At 68.3% G+C, this 23,818-nt stretch carries 23 protein-coding genes; 13 read left to right on the forward strand and 10 right to left on the reverse strand.

What is annotated here, in order from left to right; all coding sequences use genetic code 11:
* Positions 1–2: 2 nt before the first annotated feature.
* The 4 genes from BLT64_RS07845 to BLT64_RS07860 form a co-directional block, all read right to left on the reverse strand.
* On the reverse strand, positions 3–1,157 hold the full coding sequence (locus tag BLT64_RS07845) for a cytochrome D1 domain-containing protein (protein WP_011748770.1): 1,155 nt from the start codon (positions 1,155–1,157) through the stop codon (positions 3–5).
* On the reverse strand, positions 1,154–1,465 hold the full coding sequence (locus BLT64_RS07850; protein ID WP_011748769.1) for a c-type cytochrome: 312 nt from the start codon (positions 1,463–1,465) through the stop codon (positions 1,154–1,156). Before BLT64_RS07850 ends, BLT64_RS07845 begins: the two co-directional genes overlap by 4 nt.
* Positions 1,458–2,321 (reverse strand): uroporphyrinogen-III C-methyltransferase, encoded by an 864-nt coding sequence (gene cobA / locus BLT64_RS07855; protein WP_011748768.1) that lies wholly within the window; start codon positions 2,319–2,321, stop codon positions 1,458–1,460. Before cobA ends, BLT64_RS07850 begins: the two co-directional genes overlap by 8 nt.
* A 71-nt stretch (positions 2,322–2,392) precedes the next feature.
* The gene (locus BLT64_RS07860) at positions 2,393–4,183 is read right to left on the reverse strand and encodes a nitrite reductase (RefSeq protein WP_011748767.1); all 1,791 of its coding nucleotides are present in this window, start codon (positions 4,181–4,183) and stop codon (positions 2,393–2,395) included.
* A 127-nt stretch (positions 4,184–4,310) separates the two neighbouring features.
* Here BLT64_RS07860 and BLT64_RS07865 point away from each other — a divergent pair, with 127 nt between their 5' ends.
* The 8 genes from BLT64_RS07865 to BLT64_RS07900 all read left to right on the forward strand — a co-directional run bounded on the left by BLT64_RS07865 (position 4,311) and on the right by BLT64_RS07900 (position 12,713).
* On the forward strand, positions 4,311–6,356 hold the full coding sequence (locus BLT64_RS07865) for a NosR/NirI family protein (protein WP_011748766.1): 2,046 nt from the start codon (positions 4,311–4,313) through the stop codon (positions 6,354–6,356).
* The gene (locus BLT64_RS07870) at positions 6,353–7,267 is read left to right on the forward strand and encodes an FAD:protein FMN transferase (protein ID WP_011748765.1); all 915 of its coding nucleotides are present in this window, start codon (positions 6,353–6,355) and stop codon (positions 7,265–7,267) included. Before BLT64_RS07865 ends, BLT64_RS07870 begins: the two co-directional genes overlap by 4 nt.
* 74 nt (positions 7,268–7,341) lie before the next feature.
* Positions 7,342–7,794 carry a c-type cytochrome gene (locus tag BLT64_RS07875; protein WP_011748764.1) on the forward strand — a complete coding sequence of 151 codons (453 nt, stop codon included), beginning with the start codon at positions 7,342–7,344 and terminating at the stop codon, positions 7,792–7,794.
* Between the two features lie 13 nt (positions 7,795–7,807).
* A complete protein-coding gene (locus tag BLT64_RS07880) occupies positions 7,808–9,196 on the forward strand; it encodes a cbb3-type cytochrome c oxidase subunit I (RefSeq protein WP_011748763.1) in 1,389 nt (462 codons plus the stop codon).
* 3 nt (positions 9,197–9,199) lie between these two features.
* The gene (locus BLT64_RS07885) at positions 9,200–10,012 is read left to right on the forward strand and encodes a CbbQ/NirQ/NorQ/GpvN family protein (RefSeq protein ID WP_011748762.1); all 813 of its coding nucleotides are present in this window, start codon (positions 9,200–9,202) and stop codon (positions 10,010–10,012) included.
* Positions 10,013–10,023: 11 nt separating this feature from the next.
* Positions 10,024–11,940, forward strand: a complete 1,917-nt coding sequence (locus tag BLT64_RS07890; protein WP_011748761.1) for a nitric oxide reductase activation protein NorD — start codon at positions 10,024–10,026, stop codon at positions 11,938–11,940.
* The gene (locus BLT64_RS07895; protein WP_011748760.1) at positions 11,940–12,476 is read left to right on the forward strand and encodes a cytochrome c oxidase subunit 3; all 537 of its coding nucleotides are present in this window, start codon (positions 11,940–11,942) and stop codon (positions 12,474–12,476) included. Before BLT64_RS07890 ends, BLT64_RS07895 begins: the two co-directional genes overlap by 1 nt.
* A 3-nt stretch (positions 12,477–12,479) precedes the next feature.
* A complete protein-coding gene (locus tag BLT64_RS07900; protein WP_011748759.1) occupies positions 12,480–12,713 on the forward strand; it encodes a cytochrome C oxidase subunit IV family protein in 234 nt (77 codons plus the stop codon).
* Positions 12,714–12,907: 194 nt separating this feature from the next.
* On the opposite strand, the gene BLT64_RS07905 is transcribed toward BLT64_RS07900, so the two are convergent.
* From BLT64_RS07905 to BLT64_RS07925, 5 genes are all read right to left on the reverse strand, one after another.
* Complete coding sequence (locus BLT64_RS07905; protein WP_041530276.1) at positions 12,908–13,582, reverse strand: Crp/Fnr family transcriptional regulator; 675 nt, start codon at positions 13,580–13,582, stop codon at positions 12,908–12,910.
* A 92-nt stretch (positions 13,583–13,674) separates the two neighbouring features.
* Positions 13,675–14,796, reverse strand: a complete 1,122-nt coding sequence (nagA, locus tag BLT64_RS07910; protein ID WP_011748757.1) for an N-acetylglucosamine-6-phosphate deacetylase — start codon at positions 14,794–14,796, stop codon at positions 13,675–13,677.
* Positions 14,796–15,821 carry an SIS domain-containing protein gene (locus tag BLT64_RS07915; RefSeq protein ID WP_011748756.1) on the reverse strand — a complete coding sequence of 342 codons (1,026 nt, stop codon included), beginning with the start codon at positions 15,819–15,821 and terminating at the stop codon, positions 14,796–14,798. The genes nagA and BLT64_RS07915 overlap by 1 nt, the downstream gene beginning before the upstream one ends.
* On the reverse strand, positions 15,821–16,588 hold the full coding sequence (locus tag BLT64_RS07920) for a GntR family transcriptional regulator (RefSeq protein ID WP_011748755.1): 768 nt from the start codon (positions 16,586–16,588) through the stop codon (positions 15,821–15,823). The genes BLT64_RS07915 and BLT64_RS07920 overlap by 1 nt, the downstream gene beginning before the upstream one ends.
* A complete protein-coding gene (locus BLT64_RS07925; RefSeq protein ID WP_011748754.1) occupies positions 16,588–17,421 on the reverse strand; it encodes a glucosamine kinase nucleotide-binding domain-containing protein in 834 nt (277 codons plus the stop codon). Before BLT64_RS07925 ends, BLT64_RS07920 begins: the two co-directional genes overlap by 1 nt.
* A gap of 152 nt (positions 17,422–17,573) precedes the next feature.
* Here BLT64_RS07925 and BLT64_RS07930 point away from each other — a divergent pair, with 152 nt between their 5' ends.
* The 5 genes from BLT64_RS07930 (at position 17,574) to BLT64_RS07950 (ending at position 22,651) form a co-directional block, all read left to right on the forward strand.
* Complete coding sequence (locus BLT64_RS07930) at positions 17,574–18,452, forward strand: N-acetylmuramic acid 6-phosphate etherase (RefSeq protein ID WP_011748753.1); 879 nt, start codon at positions 17,574–17,576, stop codon at positions 18,450–18,452.
* A 48-nt stretch (positions 18,453–18,500) separates the two neighbouring features.
* Complete coding sequence (locus BLT64_RS07935) at positions 18,501–19,760, forward strand: ABC transporter substrate-binding protein (RefSeq protein ID WP_011748752.1); 1,260 nt, start codon at positions 18,501–18,503, stop codon at positions 19,758–19,760.
* 94 nt (positions 19,761–19,854) lie between these two features.
* Positions 19,855–20,772 (forward strand): carbohydrate ABC transporter permease, encoded by a 918-nt coding sequence (locus tag BLT64_RS07940; protein ID WP_011748751.1) that lies wholly within the window; start codon positions 19,855–19,857, stop codon positions 20,770–20,772.
* Between the two features lie 9 nt (positions 20,773–20,781).
* Positions 20,782–21,621 carry a carbohydrate ABC transporter permease gene (locus BLT64_RS07945; protein WP_011748750.1) on the forward strand — a complete coding sequence of 280 codons (840 nt, stop codon included), beginning with the start codon at positions 20,782–20,784 and terminating at the stop codon, positions 21,619–21,621.
* A gap of 37 nt (positions 21,622–21,658) precedes the next feature.
* Entirely contained in the window at positions 21,659–22,651 is a 993-nt protein-coding gene (locus BLT64_RS07950) for an ABC transporter ATP-binding protein (protein WP_011748749.1), read from the forward strand.
* Here the strand turns inward: BLT64_RS07950 and BLT64_RS07955 are convergent.
* Positions 22,648–23,535 carry a cation diffusion facilitator family transporter gene (locus BLT64_RS07955; protein WP_011748748.1) on the reverse strand — a complete coding sequence of 296 codons (888 nt, stop codon included), beginning with the start codon at positions 23,533–23,535 and terminating at the stop codon, positions 22,648–22,650. The genes BLT64_RS07950 and BLT64_RS07955 overlap by 4 nt on opposite strands.
* Positions 23,536–23,818: the final 283 nt, after the last annotated feature.

The raw sequence follows: 23,818 nt of genomic DNA on the forward strand, positions 1-23,818 counted from the left end.
CGTCATAGCCCCGTCCGATGCGCGCGGTCGGTGAAGAATATCCCCGAGGGCGCGCGCGCCTCGATCTCGCCCAGGACCTCGCGGGTGCGGGTGTCGCGGATCTCGATCCGGTTCTCGTCGCGGACCGACAGCCAGACCTCGCGGCCGCGCGGGGCGAATTCCATGTGCAGCACGCCCTTGCCGGGGGTCAGCGTGTCCAGGACCTCATGGGTCAGCACATCGACCACCTGCAGCTTGTCGTTGTCGGGCGGGGCGAAATTCACCCAGACCTCACGCTTGTCGGGACGGGCCAGCGCAAAGACCGGCTGGCCGGCCAGGTCGGTGCGGGCGATCTCGGCCAGCCCGTCGGCATCGACCCAAAGCAGTTGGTGCAGCCCCACGGCGGGCAGGGCAAAGACCCCGTCGGCCAGCGTCCAGCCCTGCAGATGCGGCATCTTGTAGACCGGCAGGTCGGGCTGGTCCTTGCCGTAATCGGGCAGGAAGCGCGTGACCTTGGGCGGATCCTGCCACAGATCGACCTGCGTCAGCCCCTTTTCGCCGAAAAGCCCGACGATATAGTGCCGCCCGTCGCCGGTCAGCAGCGCGTCATAGGGATTGGCGCCGATGCCCTCCAGCCTGGTGATCGCCGGCTGCGCGGGATCGGCGGAATGGTCGAGGATCCAGACCTCGCCCGTGTCCCAGGTGGCGACGACGAAGCGCGAGCCCGGCGCATCGGCGATGCCCACGGTTTTCGAGCCCATCGGCACGTCCGCCACTGGCTCCAGCGTCTCGGCGTCGAAGACCTTGACGCCGCCCGGCTCGTAATTCGCGACCGCGACCAGCCGGCCGTCGTCCGAGATGGCGCCGCCGATGGAGTTGCCGGCCTGCACCACGCGGTGGACCACCTGACGGGTCAGGATGTCCACCTTGGTCAAGCCGCCGTCGCGGCCGAAGACATAGGCGAAGCGTTCGTCGGGGGAATAGACGAGGCTGGCATGGGACAGATCGCCCAGGCCCTCGATCCGGCCGAGGGCTGCGCGTTCGCTGCGGTCCACGACCAGCAGCGAGCCCGCCTCGCGCTCGACGATCAGGCCCAGGTCGCCGGTGCCGCGCAATTCGTCGGCCAGCGCCGGGGCGGCGATCAGCAGGAGGGCGGCGAGAGTTGCCTTGAACATCATTCCGTCTCCGTCTTCAGAAGGTAATCGGCGATCCAGCGCGCATCGTCCTCGGTCAGCAGCGGGCGCCAGCCGGGCATGGCGGTGCCGGGCATGCCGTCCAGGATCACGTCGCTCAGGTCCTCGACGTCGCGCCCGGCCAGTGCCGCCGCCGTGATCGGGCGGCCCAGCCCGCCGGTCATCCGCAAGCCGTGGCAGGAGCCGCAATCCTGGCGCACCAGATGGCGCAATTCGTCCTGCCGCGCGGCATCGGGCGGTCCCGCAACCGCGGTCCCCGCCAGAAGCACCAGCAGGAGCGCCAGCCTAGCCATGCGCCACCAGCCGCCATTCCGGGCGGTAAAGCTCTTGGGGCAGGGCGCAATCCTCGGCCATCGCCGCGACATGGCCCACGATGAACAGCACCGGCGCCGGCAGGGGCTTGCGCGCAAGGGCGGCGGCGATGTCCTGAAGCGTCGCGTGCAGCCGCTGCTCTTGCGGGGTGCTGGCCTGCGACACGGCCAGCACCGGCAGGTCGGCCGGCATGCCGTGGCGGATCAGCTCGCGCGCGATCTCGGCCATGTTCGCCGCGCCCATATAGATGGCCAGCGTGGTCTGCGGATCGGCGAGCGAGGCCCAGTCCAGATCCAGCGCCGCGTCCCGCGCCCGATGGCCGGTGACGTGGCGCAGCCCGGTCGCGAGCCCGCGATGCGTCAGCGGAAAGCGGGCCGAGACCGCCGCCCCCTGCGCCGCGGTGATGCCGGGCACATAGTCGCAGGGGATGCCGGCTCGGGTCACGGCCTCGAACTCCTCGCCGCCGCGGCCGAAGATCGTCGGGTCGCCGCCCTTGAGCCGCGCCACGGTCAGGCCGGAAAGGCCCAGCTCGACCAGCAGGGCGTTGATCTGTTCCTGCGGCACCGGATGGAAGCCCGCCGCCTTGCCCACCGGGATGCGCCGGACATGGGCAGGGATGCAGGCCATCACCTCGTCCGAGACCAGCCGGTCATGCACCACCACATCCGCCTGCTGCAAAAGCCGCAAAGCCCGCAGCGTCAGCAATTCCGGGTCGCCCGGGCCTGCGCCGATCAGATCGACCCGGCCCATCCCCGCCTTGCCCCGCACCGCACCGTCCGCGCCGCTGCGCGCGGCCTTTCCTTGCGCGGCCCCGTTCGTCACCGTCTTGCCGGCCATGTCCGAACCCCCATTGAAATACTGCCGGGGCGGGGGCGCGAACGCCCCCACCTGGGTTGCAACCGCTCGACTCAATAGGTGTCGGTCATAGTGTTGTAGACGTTGAACTTGCCGGTGGGGGTCACCAGCCGCTCGTCCTTGATGACGTGCTTCAGTTCGAGGGTCTTGTCGTCCACCACGACCAGCGCCGATTCCTGGTCCTTGCCGTTCCAGACGCTGAACCAGACCTCGGTGCCGTCCTTGTTGAACTCGCCCTGCACGACGCGGGGCTGGCCCTCGGCGATGCCGGCCCATTCGGCGATCGGCAGCGTCTTGAACTCCGGGTCCGAACCGTCGCCCGTCATCGCCTTGGTATCGAAGACCGCGACCGAGCCCGAGATCTCGGCCTCGGGGTTCAGCGTGGCGTCGACATAGAGATATTGCGAATTCGGATGCGTCTTGATGAAGAGCGAGCCACCGCCCAGCGCCGGGAAGCTGTCCAGGATCTTCCAGGCATTGTCGGGATGGCCCTCGGGATCGGTGCCGATCAGCGCCACCGAATCGTCGCCCATGTGCGAGGTCGCCCAGACCGGCCCGAAGGTCGGGTGGACGAAGTTCGCGCCGCGGCCCGGATGCGGGGTCTGGCCGCCGGTATCCTCGATCGCGACCAGCTTGCCTTCCTTGGTGTCGATCACCACCAGCTTGTTGCGGGCGTTGGCGGCGGTGATGAAGTAGCGGTGCGAGCCGTCCAGGCCGCCGTCGTGCAGGAAGCGTTCTGCCTCGATCTCGGTGGTCTTGAGGTTCTTGAGGTCGGTGTAGTCGACCAGCAGGATCTTGCCCGTTTCCTTGACGTTCACGATGAACTCGGGCCGGTAATGGCTGGCCAGGATCGCCGCCACGCGCGGCTCGGGGTGGTATTCCTGCTCGTCGTAGATCATGCCGCGCGTGGACTGGATCTTCATCGGCTCCAGCGTCTCGCCGTCCATGATGACGTATTGCGGCGGCCAATAGGCGCCGGCAATGGCGTATTTGTCCTCCCAGCCCTCCATCTTCGAGGTCTCGATGGAACGCGCTTCCGAGCCGATCTTGATCTCGGCCACGGTGGCGGGTTCCTTCATCCAAAGGTCGATCATATTGACCTTGCCGTCGCGGCCGATGACGAACAGGTAGCGGCCCGAGGCGGACATGCGGCTGATATGCACCGCATAGCCGGTGTCGAGAACCGACTTGATCTCATAGGTGGTGCCGTCGATCAGCGCGATCTGGCCGGCGTCGCGCAGCGTGACGCTGAACAGGTTTTCCAGATCCCAGTCGTTTTCCTGCTGGGTCGGCCGGTCTTCCGGCGCCACATGGACCTGCCAGGATTCGCGCATCTCCTTCATGCCGAATTCGGGTGGCGCGGCCGGGTCCAGAAGCAGGTAGTTCGCCATCAGGTCGACCTGCTCGGCGGTCAGCTCGCCCGAGGTGCCCCAGTTCGGCATCCCCGCCGGCGAGCCGTAGGTGATGAAGCTTTGCAGGTAGTCGAAGCCCAGGTCGCGGGTCAGGTCGGGGGTCAGCGCCTTGCCGGTCGCGCCCTTGCGCAGGACGCCGTGGCAACCGGCGCAGCGTTCGAAATAGATCTTGTTGGCTTCGTTGTATTGGGCGTCGGACAGGGCCGGGATGCCCTCGGGGGCGCCTAGCGCCGCTACGTCCTGCTGTGCAAGGTTGTCCAGCGAGGGCTCATAGCGGTTGTCCGTCTTGGTCTTGTGATCCTCGAGTGCGGCGGCAGGATCCTTTGGCGGGGCGGCCTGTTCCTGTGCGGCGACCGCAAGCGGCCCAAGGACAAGGGCCAGGGCTGCCGAGGCCAGTAGGCCGGGTCTGGCGAATGGGGTCCTTTGTCTCATCTGGCTTTCCTATTTGCTGGCGCGCGTTCACGCCGTTCCTGGGCGCAATCCGCGCGCGGGGCTTTGACCTTTGTTAAGGCCGAGGTGCGGCATTTGCGCGATCAGCGGGACGAACCCTGGGACGCGGATGGCAATGCCCGGAAAATCCTCTCATGCGCCTAGCCGCCTGCTGCTGGCGCTGCTGACACTGATCCTGCTGGCCCTGCCGGCGCGGCCCGAGCCGCTTGCCGCCCCCGATGCGGCACTGGCGCAGGCGCTGTTCGGCGCGGACGGGCCGGTGGTGCTGGACCGCCGCGAAACGCCGGTGCCGGGCTGGGGGGTCAGCCGCGACGGCCGGATGCTGGGCGTGATCGGCTCGACCTGGGAGATCGCGGCGACCACCGGCTATTCCGGCAAGCCGCTGGACGTGCTGGTCGCGGTCACGCCGCAGGGCGTGATCGCCGGCGCCAGACTGGTGCGCCAGACCGAGCCGGTGCTGAGCCTTGGCATTTCCGAAGCGCATATCGCCGCCTATGTGGACGGGTTTCGCGGCGTCGATCTGTCGCAGGGCGAAGGGCAGGGACGGGCGCTGCCCGACGTGATCTCGCGCGCCACGGTTTCGACCGGGGTGATCCGCGACGGCATCCTGCGCAGCGCCCGGGTGCTGGCGCAGGCGCAGGGGCTGGGTGGCGGCGGCATCGACCGGGTCGGCTATCGCCCCGCGACATGGGCCGATCTGCTGGCCGAGGGGGCATTCGGCCATGCGCTGGTCTCGATGGCCGATGCGGCGCGCGCCTTCGCGGGTGCCAAGGTGCCGGTCGAGCCTTCGGACGCGCCGTTCCTGGACCTTTACGCCGGGCTGATCGACCCGCCGACCGTCGGCCGCAACCTGTTGGGCGCGCAGGACTTCACCGCCGCGGCAGGCGCGCTGCAACCCGGTCAGGCGCTGGTCGCGGTGCTGTCGCGCGGCCTTTACAGCCCGCGCGGCACGGAATGGCGCCGCTCGGGCCGGTTCGAGCGCATCGCCTTTGAACAGGGCGCGTTGCGGATCGAACCGGACGACGGCGATTTCGTCATGGTCGAGAAGCTTGCCCTGCCCGATGCGCCGGCCTTCAAGGAAATCAGCCTGTTTCGGCTGAACATCGACCCCCTGGCCGGCGGCATCGACCCGCGCCGGCCCTTCGACCTGGTGGTGACCGCGACCCGGCCGCTTGCCGCGGGGGACGAGGCCGCGCTGCCCATCCGCGCCACCATCCGCCTGCCCGAAGCCTATGCCGTCGCCGAGGCCCCCGCCGTTCCGCTGTGGCAGGAGTTCTGGCTGAAGAAGATCCCCGGCATCGCCGTGGTCGCGGCCATGCTGTTCGTGCTGGCGCTGATCCTGTTCGGGCAAGAGGCGCTGGTGCGCCGGCCGATGCTGTGGCGGCGGGTGCGGCTGGGCTTTCTGGCCACGACGCTGGTGGTGCTGGGCTGGGGGCTGAACGGCCAGCTTTCGGTGGTGCAGGTGGTGGCCTTCCTGAACGCGCTGTTGTCCGGCTTTCGCTGGGAGACGTTCCTGATCGAGCCGATCATCTTCCTGATCTGGTCCGCCGTCGCCTTGGGCCTGCTGTTCTGGGGCCGCGGCGTGTTCTGCGGCTGGCTGTGCCCCTTTGGCGCGCTGCAAGAGCTGGCCAATGCCGCTGCGCAGCGGCTGGGGGTGCGGCAGATCGCCGTGCCGCAGGCCCTGCACGAACGGCTCTGGGTGATCAAGTACACGCTTTTCGTCGCCATCGTCGCGCTCAGCTTCTACAGCATGGAGCAGGCGCTGATCCTGGCCGAGGTCGAGCCGTTCAAGACGGTGATCTCGATGCGCTTCCTGCGCGCCTGGCCCTTCGTGCTGTTCGCCTTGGCGGTGCTGGCGGGCGGATTGTTCATCGAGCGGTTCTATTGCCGCTACCTGTGCCCTCTGGGGGCGGGGCTGGCGATCCCGGCCAAGCTGAAGATCTTCGACTGGCTGCGCCGCCGCCCGCAATGCGGCCGCGAATGCCGGCTGTGCGAGACGAAATGCACTGTCGGCGCCATCGACCCCCTGGGCCGGATCAATCCCAACGAATGCGTGCTGTGCCTGCGCTGCCAGGTGGTGATGAACGACCCCGGCACCTGCCCGGTGCTGAAGCGCCGCGCCCGCAGCGCCGCCCCGACCGGAGATGCGCCATGAACCGCCGCCGCTTCCTGCTGCTGACCGCCTGTGCCGCGCTGCCCGGCACGGCACGGGCCGCGACCGAGGAATGGCAGGGCCGCGCCATGGGGGCCGATGTCACGTTGCGGCTGCATGGCGCGAGCCCGGTGCAGGCGCGCGGCTTCTTTGCCGAGGCGGCGCGGCTGCTGGCCCATGTCGAGAACCTGTTCTCGCTGCATCGCGATTCGGACCTCGTGCGGCTGAACCGCGACGGGCGGCTGCGTTTTCCCGCCGCCGGCATGGTCGAGCTGCTGGCCCTGTCCGACCGGCTGCACCGCGCCACCGGCGGCGCATTCGACCCGACCGTGCAGCCGCTGTGGCTGGCGCGGGCGCGGGGCGAGGACGAGGCCACGGCCCGCGCCCTGGCAGGCTGGCAGGCGGTCGACTGGTCGCAGGCCGAGGTCCGGCTGACCCGTCCCGGCATGGCGCTGACCTTCAACGGCCTCGCGCAGGGCTGGGCCGCCGACCGGCTGGCCGAGGCGGCCGCGCGCCATGACCTGGCCGAGCTTCTGATCGACGCGGGCGAGATCCGGGCGCTGGGCGTGCGGGACTGGCGCGTGGGGCTGGCCGATGCCGCGGGGCGCGAGCACCGCCGCATCCGGTTGCGCGACCGTGCGGTGGCGACATCTTCGCCCGGCGGCACGCTGATCGGGCCGCATGGCCTGCCGCATATCGTCGCACCGGGTGGCGGGGTGCCGCTTTGGGACACGATCTCGGTCAGTGCGGACAGCGCGGCGCTGGCGGACGGGCTTTCGACCGCGCTTTGCCTGATGCCGCCCAAGGCCGCCTGCGCCGCGATGGCACGTCTGCCGGGCTGCCGTATCGAGCTGGCGATCGCCGCGCAGGACGCGGAATTTCCGGACAAAATGTCCAGCTTTTGCTTCACTTGACTTTCATCAATGAGCGACTCACGCTTGCCGGACAGTGAGGTCTTATCGGAAATAACAGATAGGGGACCCGCGTCATGAGCGAAATCATGACCAAGAACATGGCCCGGAACGTCTTCTATGGCGGGTCCATATTCTTCATTCTGATCTTTGGCGCATTGACCGTGCACAGCCATATCTACGCCCGCACCAAGGCCGTGGATGAAAGCCAGCTCACCCCCTCGGTCGTCGAGGGCAAGCATATCTGGGAACGCAACGCCTGCATCGACTGCCACACGCTTCTGGGCGAAGGCGCCTATTTCGCGCCCGAGCTCGGCAATGTCATGAAACGCTGGGGCGTGCAGGACGATCCCGACTCGGCCTTCGAGACGCTGAAGGGCTGGATGGAATCCATGCCCACCGGGATCGAGGGCCGCCGGCAGATGCCCCGCTTCGATCTGACGGACGAGGAGTTCCGGGCGCTGAGCGACTTCCTGCTGTGGACGGGAACGATCAACACCCAGAACTGGCCACCGAACGACGCGGGCTGAGGGGGACACGACAATGAGATATCATTCGCAACGCATCGCCTATGCCTATTTCCTTGTGGCCATGGTGCTTTTCGCCGTGCAGGTCACGATCGGCCTGATCATGGGCTGGATCTATGTCAGCCCGAACTTCCTGTCCGAACTCCTGCCCTTCAACATCGCCCGGATGCTGCACACCAACAGCCTGGTCGTCTGGCTGCTCCTGGGCTTTTTCGGCGCGACCTATTACATCCTGCCCGAAGAGGCCGAGCGCGAGATCCATTCGCCGCTGCTGGCCTGGATCCAGCTGGGCATCTTCGTGCTTGGCACGGCGGGCGTGGTCGTGACCTATCTGTTCGACCTGTTCCACGGCCACTGGCTGCTGGGCAAGGAGGGGCGCGAGTTCCTGGAACAGCCGAAATGGGTCAAGCTCGGCATCGCCGTCGCCGCGGTGATCTTCATGTACAACGTCAGCATGACCGCGCTGAAGGGGCGGCGGACGGCGGTGACCAACGTGCTGCTGATGGGCCTTTGGGGCCTAGTGCTGCTGTGGCTCTTTGCCTTCTACAACCCGGCGAACCTGGTTCTCGACAAGCAATACTGGTGGTGGGTCATCCATCTGTGGGTCGAGGGCGTGTGGGAGCTGATCATGGCAGCCATCCTTGCCTTCCTGATGCTCAAGCTGACCGGCGTGGACCGCGAGGTGGTCGAGAAATGGCTTTACGTCATCGTCGCCACGGCGCTGTTCTCGGGCATCCTGGGCACCGGGCACCATTACTACTGGATCGGCCTGCCGGCTTACTGGCAGTGGATCGGCTCGATCTTCTCGAGCTTCGAGATCGTGCCCTTCTTCGCCATGATGTCATTCGCCTTCGTCATGGTCTGGAAGGGCCGGCGCGACCATCCGAACAAGGCCGCGCTGGTCTGGAGCCTGGGCTGCACCGTGCTGGCCTTCTTCGGCGCTGGGGTCTGGGGCTTCCTGCACACGCTGCACGGGGTGAACTACTACACCCACGGCACGCAGATCACCGCCGCGCACGGCCACCTGGCCTTCTATGGCGCCTATGTCTGCCTGGTGCTGGCGCTGGTGACCTATTGCATGCCGCTGATGAAGAACCGCGACCCCTACAACCAGGTGCTGAACATGGCCTCGTTCTGGCTGATGTCCTCGGGCATGGTGTTCATGACGGTGACGCTGACCTTCGCCGGCACGGTGCAGACCCATCTGCAACGCGTCGAGGGCGGGTTCTTCATGGACGTGCAGGACGGGCTGGCGCTGTTCTACTGGATGCGCTTCGGTTCGGGCGTGGCCGTCGTGCTGGGGGCGCTGCTGTTCATCTATGCCGTGCTGTTCCCACGCCGCGAGGTGGTCAAGGCCGGTCCGGTGCAGGCGCACAAGGACGGTCATCTGGAGGCTGCGGAGTAAGCCATGAACGCGCATGTGAAAACCCAAGGGAACGGGGCGGTCGACGCCCCCTTCTACCTGCCGCAGGGCGACGAGGTCGCCGTCTTCGAGGCCGCCGCCGCGAACGACCTGCCGGTGCTGCTGAAAGGCCCGACCGGCTGCGGCAAGACCCGCTTCGTCGCCCATATGGCGGCGCGGCTGGGCCGGCCGCTTTATACCGTGGCCTGCCACGACGACCTGTCGGCCGCCGACCTGATCGGGCGCTATCTGCTCAAGGGCGGCGAGACGGTCTGGACCGACGGCCCCCTGACCCGTGCGGTGCGCGAGGGCGCGATCTGCTATCTCGACGAGGTGGTCGAGGCGCGCAAGGACGTGACCGTGGTGCTGCACCCGCTGACCGACGACCGCCGCATCCTGCCCATCGACCGCACCGGCGAGGAAATCGAGGCGGCGCCGGGCTTCATGCTGGTGGCATCCTACAACCCCGGCTATCAGAACATCCTCAAGACGCTGAAACCCTCGACCCGGCAGCGTTTCGTGGCCATGGAGTTCGACTTTCCCGAACCCGCGCGCGAGGTCGAGATCGTGGCCCGCGAAAGCGGGCTCGACCGCGACCGTACCCTGGGGCTGGTGCGGCTGGCGGGCAAGATCCGCGGCCTCAAGGGCCAGGATCTGGAAGAGGGCGTCTCGACCCGGCTGGTGGTCTATGCCGCAAGCCTGACCCGGCGCGGCATGAACTTGGACCGCGCCATCGAGGCGGCGATGATCGAGCCCCTGACCGACGATGCCGAGGTCAAGCGCGGTCTGCGCGACCTTGCCGCCGCGATCTTCGGCTGAGGGGAAGCGCCATGGGTCTGGACCTGGAACCCTGGGAGCCCGAGGAAACCGTCGGCAAGATCTGGCACGTCTGGGCCAGCAGCTTCGGCGCGCCGCAGGCGTTCGAGGATCAGGCGGTGGCGCTTTCCGAGGTCTCGGGACGGCTCGCGGTGCTGTTCCGGGCCCTGGGCGGCGGCGCGGCGGTCGAGATCCGGCCCGCCGCCGTCCAGGCGTCGCACCATCGCATCGGCTGGCTGCGCCGGTTGGGCACCCCGGCCGAGACGGTGCCGCATGCCAGTTTCGACGGCGAGATCCTGCGCCTGCCGGAACGGCTGTCGGTGCTGCCCTCGCGGCAGGCGAACGGGGCGCTTTTCCTGTGGCTTGCGGCTTGCGCCGCGCATGGCAGTCTGGCGCCGGCGCAGGGCGACCCGCTGTGCCGCGACCTGGTACGGCTGGGCGCGGCACAGCGGGCCGTCGAGGCCACGTTGCAGGATGCGCCGGGCCTGACCGGGCTTTACGACGACCTTGCCGAGCTGGTGCTGTCCTTGCGTCCCGTCGCCCCTCTGCCCCCGGCCGAGGCCGTGGTCGAGGCGCTGGCCCGTCATCTGCTGGGCGATCCGGCGCCGTTGCCGCCCCTGGCCCGCGACTGGCTGGCGATGCTGGACGACCCGCAGGTAAAGGCACCCCGCGACTATCGCCCGATGCGGCCGGTGCCGCTTTGGCCCGACCTGGCGCTGCCCGAAACGACGCTGGCCGCCGCGCCGGGCGATGCGCCCGACGGCATTGCGGCCGATCCGGCCAACGCCCGCATGTTCCGCGCCCGCCGCCGCCAAAGCGACCAGCCGCAGCGCCGCGACAGCCTGATCCTGCACAAGTTCGAGGCCCTGCTGAGCTGGGCCGACCTGATGAACCTCAACCGGCATGTCGACGATGACGATCAGGACGATGCGAAGAAGGCGGCCGAGGACCAGGAAGAACTGGGCCTTGGCCAGGTGTCCAAGGCACCGGCGACGCGCCTGCGCCTGCATCTCGATCTTGCGCCCGAGGATGCGGATCTTGAGGCGGTCGCCGGCATTCGCACCTATCCCGAATGGGATGCGCGGCGCGGCCGCTATCTTGCCCATCATGTGCGCGTGCTGGAAAACCGTGCGCCCGAACATGACGAGGCGCTGACCCCGGATCCCCGCGCGCAAACCCGCATTCGCGCCGTGCGCCGCCAGTTCGAGGCGCTGCGCCCCGGCCGCCTCATCACCACCGGCCACCGCGACGGGGACGAGCTGGATGCCGAACTGACCGTCCGCGCCGCCGCCGACCTGCGCGCCACCGGCCAGGGCAGCGACCGCATCTGGCGCCAGTCCCGGCCCTTGGCGCGCAACCTTGCAGTGTCGATCCTGCTCGACGTGTCGCGCTCGACCGAAAGCGCGGTGACGGGGCGGGCGGTGATCGAGATCGAGCGCGAGGCGCTGGCGGCGCTGGCCTGGGGGCTGGACGCCTGCGGGGACCGTTTCGCGATCAACGCCTTTTCCTCGCTGAAACGCGACCGGGTGTTCCTCAGCGCCTGCAAGGATTTCGACGAGCCGATGGGCGCCGCGATCGAACGGCGCATCGCCGGGCTGAGGCCGCGCTTCTATACCCGGCTTGGCGCGGGTATCCGCCATGCCTCGGCCGGGCTTTCGGCGCAGGCCAGCAGCCGGCGGCTGCTTCTGGTCATCACCGACGGCAAGCCCAACGACCTGGACCATTACGAGGGCCGCCACGGCATCGAGGACAGCGCCATGGCGGTGCGCGAGGCGCGACGGGCCGGCCATGCCGTGCATGGCATCACCGTGGATCGCGACGCGAAAAGCTGGTTTCCCCGCATCTTTGGCCAGGGCGGCTTTTCGCTGATCCCGCATCCCGACCGGCTGCTGGCGGCGCTGCCGGTGATCTATCGGCAACTGGTGGCGTGATGCGTCTCCAGGATCTGCCGGGCGAGCCGATCATGTGGGTGCTCATCGCCTCGGAACTGCTGGTCTTTGCCGCGGGCATCACCGCCATGGCCGGGGTGCGGCTGACCGACCCGGCGGGCTTTGCCGCGGCGCAGGCGCAGTTGCATGGCTGGATGGCGGCGCTGAACACCGCGATCCTGGTCACCTCGGGCTTCTTTGCCGCCCGGGCCGAGCGTGCCTGCCGCCGGGGCGACCGGCGCGGGGCGCGCGTCGGGCTGGCGCTGGCGGCGCTGGGGGGCGCGGGCTTCCTGGCGGTGAAGGCGGTCGAATATGCCGGCGACCTGCGGGCCGGCCTGGGCATGGAGAGCCATCCGTTCTTCACCTTCTACTACCTGCTGACCGGCTTTCACGCCGCGCATGTCCTGTTCGGCATCGGCGTGCTGGCACTGGTGGCGATCCGGCTGCGCACCGAAGAGGTGCAGGCGGGCGCGGCCTTCTGGCACATGGTCGATCTGGTCTGGGTGCTGCTCCTGCCGCCCGTCTATCTGCTGGGGTAGGGGATGGATCTGACGCGCATCTGGCTGATCTTGCTGGGCCTGACCGGCGCGACCACGGCGCTGGCCTTCGTTCCCGGCCCTGTCGCCGCGGCGGCGCTGCTGGCGGTGGCGCTGTTCAAGGCCCGCGCAATCCTGGGCGGCTTTCTGCATCTGGAGCGCGGATCAGGCTGGTGGGCGGCCTTCGTCGTGCCGCTGACGATCTGGCTGGTGCTGATCTGGGGGTTGCATGTCATATGAGGGCCGGATCGCCGCCCGGAGGCCAGGCTGACAAGCCGGGTCCGGCTGTGGACCCCGGTCTTGACGAACAGCGGTTTTTGCTGGGTTCGGACCGTCTCGTGCGACAGGTCGACCAGTGGTTCATGGATCGACTGAAATGTCGTTGAGAACCTGCCTTGCCGGTGCTGTTTTCAGATGCACCCGGCAGGGCCGGATCAATCCATGGCCATCATGCGCAATTCGGCGATATCGGCGATCATGGCCTTGTCGGCCTCGATCTCGACCCCATGCTTGCGCAGCCGGGCAAAGGCGCGCGACAAGCTTTCGGGCTGCATGCCCAGATGCCCTGCGATCAGCCGCTTGTTATAGGGCAGGCGCACCTCGGCCGGGCCGGCCACGGCATCGGAGAGGTCGGCCAGGAACTGCGCCACGCGCTGCACTCCGGTATGGGCCTTGAGCCTTTCGATCTGGTCCACCAGCCCTTGCAGATGCACGAAGGTCGAGGCCAGAAGCCCGATGGCGAATTCCTGGTTCTCCAGCAGGAACTGCCGCAGCCGCGCCCCGTCGATCTGCAGGACCGTGCAGTCCGAGATCGCCTCGGCCGAGACCGGATAGGGCGTGCCGCGCAGCACCATCGCCTCGGCAAAGCTGCGGTTGCGGCCCAGGATCGCCACCACCGCCTCGGAACCGTTCGGCGTCAGCCGCGACAGCTTGATGAAGCCGTTCAGGACGATAAACACCGCCCGCGCCGGATCGCCCTGCAAAAAGATGGTCTCGCCCTCGCGATAGCTGCGCCGCTGGGCGTCCTTCAGCAGCTTGTCGCGCATCTCGGGGGTCAGTCCGTTCAGCAGAACGGACTTCTTCACCGCCTCGGGCAGGGGGGCGTTCATCGGAGCCTCATCCTTGGTTTCGCGCGGCCCGAGTGTGGCACGAGCGGCGCGCAAGGAAAAGACCGTGCGTTCCACTCGGCATTTCCGGGCGTTCAGGGCGAAAGCCGATGCCCGCGCAGGGCGAAGTCCTCGTCCAGCAGCACCAGGTCGGCGGGACGGCCGGGGGCCAGCGTGCCATATCGGTCCTGCAAGCCCAGCAATGCCGCGGGGATGGCCGAGGCCATGCGCAGCGCGCGTTCGGGCGCGATGCCGACCTGACGGACCAGCACGGCGATGGCCTGCGGCAGGGTCAGGTCGGCCCCGGCCAAGGTGCCGTCGGCCAGCGTCAACCGCCCGTCGCGGCGCAGAACCTTGCGGCCGCCCAGTTCCATCTCGGTCAGGTCGGTGCCGGCAAAGGCCATGCAATCGGTGACCAGGAAGATGCCCTCGGGCCGCGCGCCCAGCGCCAGCCGCATCACCGCCGGATGCACATGGATGCCGTCGGCGATCAGCCCGGCGCTCGGCTTGCCGGCCAGCACCGCCCCGGCCAGCCCCGGCGCGCGGTTGCCGATCTGGCTCATGGCATTGAAAAGATGCGTGGCGCAGCGGGCGCCGGCGGCAAAGGCGGCCTGCGCCTCGTCATGGCTGCAATCGCTGTGGCCCAGGCTGACCACGGCGCCCGCCCCGGCAAGGGCGGCGATCTGCTGCGGGCTCGCCGCTTCAGGCGCCAGCGTTACCATCAGCGCCGGCAGCCGGCGGGCGGCGTCGCAAAGCCGGGCCAGATCCTCGTCGGTCATCGGCCGGATCAGCGCCGGGTCATGTGCGCCCTTGCGACGCGGGTCCAGATGCGGCCCCTCAAGGTGCAGGCCCAGAAAGCCCGGCACCTGCGCCTCGGCCGCCGCGATCCCCAGTGCGATGACATGGGCGGTGGCTTTTGGCGTGTCGGTGATCAGCGTCGGCAGCACGCCCGCCGTGCCAAGCGCGCGATGCGCGGCGCAGATGCGGCGCAGACCGTCCAGATCGGTCGTGCCGTCCAGCATCAGCCCTCCGCCGCCATTCACCTGCAAGTCCAGAAAGGCCGGGGCCAGGATGCCCGGCACCGCCCGCCGCCCCTTGGCCGGGGCCTCGGCCTCGGGCAGGATCGCGGCGATCTCGCCCGCCTCGATCACCAGCGCATGGCCGTCGAGGAAACGCGCGCCGTCAAAGATCCGCGCGCCGGTCAGAACCTCGGCCATCACACCGTCTCCGTCACCTTGCGCAGATGCGGCGGCGTGTCGGGATCGAAGCCGCGCCGCCGCGCCAGCCCTTCGATGAAGGCGTAGAAGCCGGCGATGGTGACCAGCGGCGCCACCAGCGGATGCAGGCCGGGGACCGAGGGCAGGGTGACCGCGCCGCCGACCTCCGTGCCGGTGATGAACACATCCGCACCCTGCGCCGCCAGCCGCTCGGCCGTGGCCTTGAGTTGCGGCAGGGCGGCGTCCTCGATACCCAGCGCCAGCACCGGAAAGCCGGCCTGCACGATGGCGGCGGGGCCGTGCAGCACCTCGGCGGCCGAATAGGCCTCGGCATGGATGCCCGAGGTTTCCTTGAACTTCAGCGCCGATTCGCAGGCGATGGCAAAGCTGGGGCCGCGGCCGAGCACGAAGGCCGAGGATGCCCGCGCCAGCCGCGCCGAAAGGGGCGACCAGTCCAGCCCCACGGCCTGTCCGAACGCATCGGGCAGGGCGGCGACGGCATCCTGCAGGGCGTGGTCCTCGCGCCATTCCGCCAGCAGCGACAGGCCGGCCAGCACCGAGCAGACGAAGGTCTTGGTCGCGGCCACGCTTTTCTCCTCGCCCGCCTGCAAGGGCAGGCAATGGGCCGAGACCTGCGCCATCGGGCTGTCCTCGACATTGGTGATGGCGATCGACAGCGCGCCGCCCTGGCCCGAGGCGCGCATCATCTCGACCCCGTCCGGGCTGCGGCCGGATTGCGAGATGCCGATGCAGGCCGCCTTGCCCAGCCGCAAGGGCCGGCGATAGATCGAGGCGATGGAGGGGCCGACCGAGGCGACCGGCACCCCGGCCTCGAGCTCGATGGCGTATTTCAGATAGGTCGCGGCATGGTCCGACGACCCGCGCGCCACGGTGACCACAAGGTCGGGGTCCTTGCGGCGCAGGGCGGCCGCGGCATCCAGCACCGCGTCGCGCGAGCGTTCGAGGAAGCGGGCGGCGGCTTCGGGGATCTCGGCCACTTCGCGCGCCATATGCGTCTGGCTCATCACGGGTTCCTTTCGCCTTCCGGGGCAAGTTTCAGTTCCACGGCGAAGTCGTAGGCATCGCCGCGATAGAGCGAGCGGGTGAACTCGACCACCTTGCCCGAGGGCAGGTAGGAGATGCGTTCGATCCGCAGCCCGGCCACGCCGGGGGGGACGCCCAGAAGCTCGGCGTCCTTGGCGTTCAGGTTCGCGGCCGAAATGCGCTGCACCGCCCGCACCGGCCGCAGCCCGCGGTCTTGCAGCACCGCATAAAGCGAATCGGTGACACAATCGGGATCGGGCAGGATGGCCTGCGACAGCGAGGCGCGCTCGATGGCCAACGGCACCCCGTCCGAACTGCGCACCCGTTCCAGCCGCGCCACCTTTTCGCCGACGCCCAGCCCCAGCGCCATCACCTCTTCCGGGGCGGGGGCGTGCAGGCCGCGGGCGATCCAGCGGCTTTCGACACTGCGGCCGCGCCGGGCCATGTCCTCGGTGAACGAGGTCAGCAGCGACAGCGCCTGTTCCAGCTTTTCGACCCGGGGCGCGACGAAGGTGCCCGAGCCGCGCTTTTGCACCAGCTGCCCCGAGGCGACCAGTTCCGCCACCCCCTTGCGCACGGTGACGCGCGACAGGCCGGTCATCGCCGCCAGTTCGCGCTCGGACGGCAGGCTGTCGCCGGGTTGCAGCCGCCCCGAGGCGATGGCCTCGGCGATCAGCCGGTGCAGTTGCAGGTAAAGCGGTCCGCCGCCGGTTTCCTCGAAAGCCTCGGGTGTGAAAAGCTCGCCCATCACGCCTCCTGCCGGGCCAGGTGCAGCGCCCCGTCGAGGCCCGAGCCCTTGGGCGGCCGGACCCGCCACAGCCCTTGCAGGCGGGCGGCGTAATGCGTGCCCAGCCCGCCCAGGAACACCACCGGCAGGTCGCGACCGGCTTGCAGCGTGTCGATCATGCCGCGGATTTCGGCGACGGCGCCGGCAAAGATGCGCTCGGCCGCCGGATCGTCGCCGGTGACGATGCGCGGCGCGAAACCGGCGAATTCGGCGGGCCGGGCGCGAAAGCCGAATGAGATCACCCCTTCGATCCCGCCCAACTCGTCCAGCACCGCCTGCAAGAGCGGGCTCATCGGCGCGAAGCCGTCCTCGGCGCGCAGGGCCTCGGCCAGCAGCGCCCGGCCCAGCACCGCGCCGCTGCCCTCGTCGCCCAAGACGAAGCCGCGCCCGCCATATTGCCGCATCTCGCCGCCGATCTGGACGGCAAAGACCGAGCCGGTGCCCATGGCGGCGACGATGCCGTCCCCGCCCCCCAGCGCGCCGGTGGCGGCGGTCACCGCATCGGTGACGATGCGCGTGCGGCGAAAGGGCAGCATGGCCCGAAGGCTGCGGGCGGCGGCGGTGACATTGGCGCCGGCAAGGCCCAGCACCGCGGTCAGCTCGTCCAGATGGCCGTGCCCGGCGTCCTGGAGCGCGGCGCGGGCGGCGGCGAGGATATTGGCGCAGGCCCCCTCGGTCTCGACCGAGATATTGGCCGGCCCTGCCGCGCCCTGGCCGATGATCCGGCCCTCGCCATCCGCGATGGCGGCGCGACAGCCGGTCCCCCCTCCGTCTATGCCCAGGAAATATGACATGGCGACTCCTTTGGAATGACGATACCAAAACAATACCAAAAGGGAAGGGGTATTTTGATTATCCCAAGAAAACGCCGTTCTATGTAGATTTTTAAGAAGGGTCTTTACAATTGGTATTGTTTTGGCATTATCAACGGAACAGGGGGAATCACATGACCGCATCCGGCACCGAGGCAAGGCATCCGGCATCGACAGGGCTTCACGCGCGCTCCGGCGGCGATGTGCTGGGCATCCTGCTTCAGGCGCAGGTCTCGGCGCTGGCCGCGCTGGAAGCCGCGTTGCCGGCGCTTGAGCGCGCGGCCGAGGCCGCCGGCGCTGCGCTGCGCCGGGGCGGCAAGCTCGGCTATGCCGGGGCCGGTTCCTCGGGGCTGATGGCACTGGCGGATTGCCTGGAACTGGCCGGCACCTTCGGCATCGCGCCCGAACGCACGCCCATGATGTTCGCCGGCGGGGCCGAGGCGCTTTTGCATCTGAAGGGCAGCGTCGAGGATGACCCGGCGCTGGCGCTGGCCGATCTGGACCGGGCCGGGCTTGCGGCGGGGGATGTGATCTTGTGCCTCTCGGCCTCGGGGCGCACGCCCTATGCGCTGGCGATTGCCACGGCTGCGCAGGAGCGCGGCGTGACCGTGGCCGGCTTTGCCAATGTTGCGGGCTCGGCCCTGCTGGAACGCGCCGACATTCCGGTGCTGATCGAGACCGGGGCCGAGGTCGTCTCGGGCTCGACCCGCATGGGGGCTGCCACGGCGCAAAAGGTGGCGCTGAACATGCTCTCGGTGCTGGTCGCGATCCGGCTGGGCCATGTCCATGACGGCTACATGGTCAACCTGGTGGCCGACAACATCAAGCTGGTGGACCGCGCCGCCCGCATCGTCGCCGCCGTGGCGGGCGTGACCCGCGACGAGGCCGAGGTCGCGCTGTCGCGCACCGGCGGCGCGGTCAAGCCCGCGATCCTGGTCGCGCGCGGCATGGCGTCTGACACGGCCGAGGCGCGGCTGGCCGAAACCGGGGGCCTGCTGGCCCCGCTGATCTGATTTCAACCAGAGGGTCCGCGAGAGACCCGATGCCGAAGGGAGAAGACCATGACCAAGACCATCCGCCTGGCACTGCTGACCAGCACCCTGCTGACCGGCGCCGCCTGGGCCCAGGACGTCACGCTGACCATCGAGAGCTGGCGCAACGACGACCTCGCCATCTGGCAGGAAAAGATCATCCCGGCCTTCGAGGCCGCCAATCCCGGCATCAAGATCAATTTCGCGCCCTCGGCGCCGCCGGAATACAACGCGGTGCTGAACTCCAAGCTGGATGCGGGCTCGGCCGGCGACCTGATCACCTGCCGGCCCTTCGACGCCTCGCTGGAACTGTTCAAGAAGGGCAAGCTGGCCGATCTGAGCGACCTGGCGGCGATGGCCAATTTCTCGGACGTGGCCAAATCGGCCTGGCAGACCGATGACGGCGCCCAGACCTTCTGCGTGCCGATGGCCTCGGTGATCCATGGCTTCATCTACAACAAGACCGCCTTCGACGAACTGGGCCTGACCCCGCCCAGGACCGAGGCGGAGTTCTTTGCGCTGCTCGACAAGATCAAGGAAGACGGCACCTATATCCCGATGGCCATGGGCACGGCCGACCAGTGGGAAGCGGCGACCATGGGCTATCAGAACATCGGCCCGAACTACTGGCATGGCGAGGAGGGCCGCAAGGCATTGATCGAGGGCACGTCGAGCCTGACCGACGATGGCTGGGTCGCGCCCTTCCGCCAACTGGCGAAGTGGAAGGACTACCTGGGCGACGGGTTCGAGGCGCAGACCTATCCCGACAGCCAGAACCTGTTCACGCTGGGTCGCGCCGCGATCTATCCGGCTGGCTCGTGGGAGATCGGCGTCTTCGGCCCGCAGATCGGCGGCGCCTTCGAGATGGGTGCCTTCCCGCCGCCCGTCCCGGCCGAGGGCGACACCTGCTATATCAGCGACCATACCGATATCGCGCTGGGCATGAATGCCGCGACGAAGCACCCGGAAGAGGCGCGAAAATTCCTGGAATGGGTCGGCTCGTCGGAATTCGCCTCGCTTTACGCCAATGCGCTGCCGGGCTTCTTCTCGCTGAACTCGGCCCCGGTCGAGATGGAGGATCCGCTGGCCAGGGAATTCGTCGGCTGGCGCGAGACCTGTGAGCCCACCATCCGCTCGACCTACCAGATCCTGTCGCGCGGCACGCCGAACCTGGAGAACGAGACCTGGACCGCCTCGGCCAACGTGATCACCGGCGCCGAGACGCCCGAGGCCGCGGCCGAGAGGCTGCAACAGGGCCTGGCCGCGTGGCACGCGCCGCAGCAGAAGTGACGCCTGGCCGGGCCTGACGGCCCGGCGATGGCGGGGGGCTTTCCGCCCCCCGCACCCCCCGAGGGTATTTTTCAAACGGAAAAAGGAGGGCGTCATGGCGCAGCGGAAAGCGTTTCGCTGGCATATCGCGGTGTTTCTTGCGCCTGCGGTGCTGGTCTATACCGCCATCATGATCGTTCCGCTGTTCGGGACGCTGAACCTGTCGCTGTTCAATACGGGCGAGGAAGGGCGGGTCTTCGTGGGCCTGCGAAACTTTGCCACGCTGTTCGGCGATCCGCGCTGGTCGGCGAGCTTCTGGAACGCGCTGGGCAACAACGCCTGGTTCTTCCTGGTCCACATGCTGGTGCAGAACCCGGTCGGCGTGGCGCTGGCGGCGCTGCTGAGCTCGCCGCGGCTGCGGGGGGCGGCGTTTTATCGCACCGCCATCTTCATCCCGACCATCCTGTCTTTCGTCATCGTCGGCTTCGTCTGGAAGCTGATCCTGTCGCCGATCTGGGGCATTGCGCCGGGGATGCTGGATGCCGTCGGGCTGAAGGGGCTGTTCGCGCCCTGGCTGGGCCGCGAAGGCACGGCGTTGACCACGCTGGCGCTGATCTCGGTCTGGCAGTTCGTCGGCATCCCGATGATGCTGATCTATGCCGCGCTGCTGTCGATCCCCGACGAGGTGATCGAGGCGGCCGAGATGGACGGCGTCACCGGCTGGTCGCAGTTCTGGAAGATCAAGCTGCCGCTGATCCTGCCCTCGATCGGCATCATCTCGATCCTGACCTTCGTCGGCAACTTCAACGCCTTCGACCTGATCTACGTCACCCAGGGGGCCTTGGCGGGGCCGAATTTCTCGACCGACATCCTGGGGACGTTCCTTTACCGCACCTTCTTCGGCTTCCAGTTGCAGATCGGCGATCCGCATATGGGCGCGACCATCGCCACCGCCATGTTCGGCATCATCCTGCTGGGTGTCAGCTTCTACCTGTTCGCCATCCAGCGCCGGCTGCGCCGCTATCAGTTCTGAGGTGAGACCATGAGCCAAGCCCGCCATTCCACCGCACGCAGCCTGGCCGCCCATGCCGTGCTGATCCTTTACACGGTGATCGCGCTGTTCCCGGTCTTCGTCGTGGTCATCAACAGTTTCAAGAACCGCCGCGCGATATTTGCCGATCCGCTGGCCGTGCCGACGGCCGAAAGCTTCGACCTGGTCGGCTATCGCACGGTGCTGGCGCAGGGGGATTTCGTCCTTTATTTCCAGAACTCGCTGATCGTGACCGTGGCCAGCCTGTTCTTCGTGCTGCTGTTCGGCGCCATGGCGGCATTCGCCCTGTCGGAATACCGCTTTCGCGGCAACATGCTGATGGGGCTGTATCTCGCGCTGGGGATCATGATCCCGATCCGGCTGGGCACCGTCGCCATCCTGCAGATGATGGTGGCATCGGGGCTGGTGAACACGCTGACGGCGCTGGTGCTGGTCTATACGGCGCAGGGGCTGCCGCTCGCGGTGTTCATCCTGTCGGAATTCATGCGCGGCGTCTCGGACGACCTGAAGAATGCCGGCCGCATCGACGGGCTTTCGGAATACACCATCTTCTTCCGGCTGGTCCTGCCCTTGGTGCGCCCCGCCATGGCCACCGTTGCCGTCTTTACCATGATCCCGATCTGGAACGACCTGTGGTTTCCGCTGATCCTGGCGCCCAGCGAGGCAACCAAGACCATCACGCTGGGCAGCCAGGTCTTCATCGGCCAGTTCGTCACCAACTGGAACGCTGTGCTGGCGGCGCTGAGCCTCGCCATCCTGCCGGTGCTGGTGCTCTACCTGATCTTCTCGCGCCAGCTCATCCGCGGCATCACCGCCGGCGCGGTGAAATGACGGCCATCGACATGAACGCCAACAAGGAGTGATCCCGATGGGAGCCCTGACCCTTAACCAAGTCACCAAGTCCTTCGGCACCACCCAGGTCATCAAGGGCGTCGACCTGAATGTCGAGGATGGCGAGTTCTGCGTCTTCGTCGGCCCCTCGGGTTGCGGCAAGTCCACGCTTCTGCGCATGATCGCCGGGCTCGAGGACGTGACCTCGGGCGACGTGACCATCGACGGCGCGCGCGTCAACGACCTGGCCCCGGCCCGGCGCGAGATCGCCATGGTGTTCCAGAGCTATGCGCTCTACCCGCACCTGACCGTGCGCGACAACATGGGGCTGGCGCTGAAGCAGGCCGGCACGCCCCGGGCGCAGATCCTGCAGGCGACCGAGAAGGCGGCCGAGATGCTGGCGCTGGCGCATCTGCTGGAGCGGCGCCCGGCCGAGCTGTCGGGCGGCCAGCGCCAGCGCGTCGCCATCGGCCGCGCCATCGTGCGGCGGCCCAAGCTGTTTCTGTTCGACGAGCCACTGTCGAACCTTGACGCCGCGCTGCGCGTGCAGACCCGCATCGAGATCGCCCGGCTGCATCGCGAATTGGGCGCGACGATGATCTACGTCACCCACGACCAGGTCGAGGCGATGACGCTTGCCGACAAGATCGTCGTCCTGCGCGGCGGCGTGGTCGAGCAGGTCGGCCGGCCGATGGACCTCTACAACGACCCGGACAACACCTTCGTCGCCGGTTTCATCGGCAGCCCGCAGATGAATTTCCTCGATGCCGGCAAGTTGGGCCTGCGCTCGGACAGGCTGGGCATCCGCCCCGAGCATCTGGTGCCCGGCGGCGGCCAGATCAGCGGCCGCGTCAGCCATGTCGAGAAGCTGGGCGGCGAGACGCTGGTCTATCTTTCCTCGGACGACCACGGGCTTCTGACCGTGCGGCTGTTCGGCGAGCAGGACTATGCCGTGGACGAGGTGGTGGGACTGGGCTTCGAGCCGAACCGCGCCTTTCACTTCGACGCCGAGGGCCGGCGGCTGCGCTAGATCACCACCACGCCCGAATGCTTGGCCTTGTGCTCGGGCTCGACATGGATGGTGATCAGCGCGCCGGGCAGCTTGCGCTTCAGCGCCTGCTCGATCCGGTCGCAGATGTCGTGGGCCGCATCGACCGTGGTCTGGCCGTCCACCACCAGGTGGAAGTCGATGAAGGTGCGCGGTCCGGCATGGCGGGTGCGCAGGTCATGCGCCTCGATGGCGCCGGCGGCGGCGTCCGAGATGGTGGCGCGGATATCGGCCAGCGTGTCCTCGGACACCGCCTCGTCCATCAGCCCCGACAGCGAGCTGGCCATCACCTTCCACCCCGACCACAGGATGTTGAGCGCGACCAGCGCCGCCAGCGCCGGGTCCAGCACCGCCCAGCCGGTCACGACCGCCAGCGTCACGCCGGCCACCACGCCCACGGACGAGATCACGTCCGACAGCAGGTGACGCCCATCCGCGACCAGCGCCGGCGATCTCAGCCGGCGGCCGCGGGTGATCAGCACCCAGCACCACAGCCCGTTCAGCACGCTGGCCAGGCCGTTGACCAGCAGCCCCTCCAGCGGCGCGTCCAGCATGCGCGGGTTCTGGAAACCGTGCCAGGCTTCGCGCAGGATCAGCAGTGCGGCGACGATGATCATCACCCCCTCCAGCACGGCGCTGAAGAATTCCGCCTTGTGATGGCCATAGGGATGGTCCCTGTCGGCGGGCTTGGCGGCGACGCGGATGGCGATCAGCGCGGCGACGGCGGTGGCCACGTTCACTGTGCTTTCCAGCGCATCCGAAAGCAGCGCGACCGAGCCGGTCAGCCACCAGGCCAGCGCCTTGAGCGCCAGCACGATCAGGCCGACGACGATGCTGCCGAAGGCGATCTTCTCGGTCGCGGACATGCGCGCTTTCCTTTCCGAATCCGTCGCGCGGGGGTTTTAGCCGGGATGGCTGCCCGGGCCAACCGCCGTTGCCGGGTCAAGGCGGCAGGCCCCGGGGGCGGGGAACCTTCCGCGCGTCTTGCCCGGCCTCCACCTGCGCGCGATCCCGGGCCGCGCAGTATTGCTGCGAATCGCATTTCATGACACATGAATGGCGATTCGTGACAACAAACGGGACGCTCAAGACTCACGCCTCGGCTGGGAGATTGCACATACCTATAGGCGTGCGCGATGTGGACAATAC

Origin of the sequence: Paracoccus denitrificans (assembly GCF_900100045.1) — a bacterium.
GTDB classification, from domain to species: Bacteria; Pseudomonadota; Alphaproteobacteria; order Rhodobacterales; family Rhodobacteraceae; genus Paracoccus; species Paracoccus denitrificans.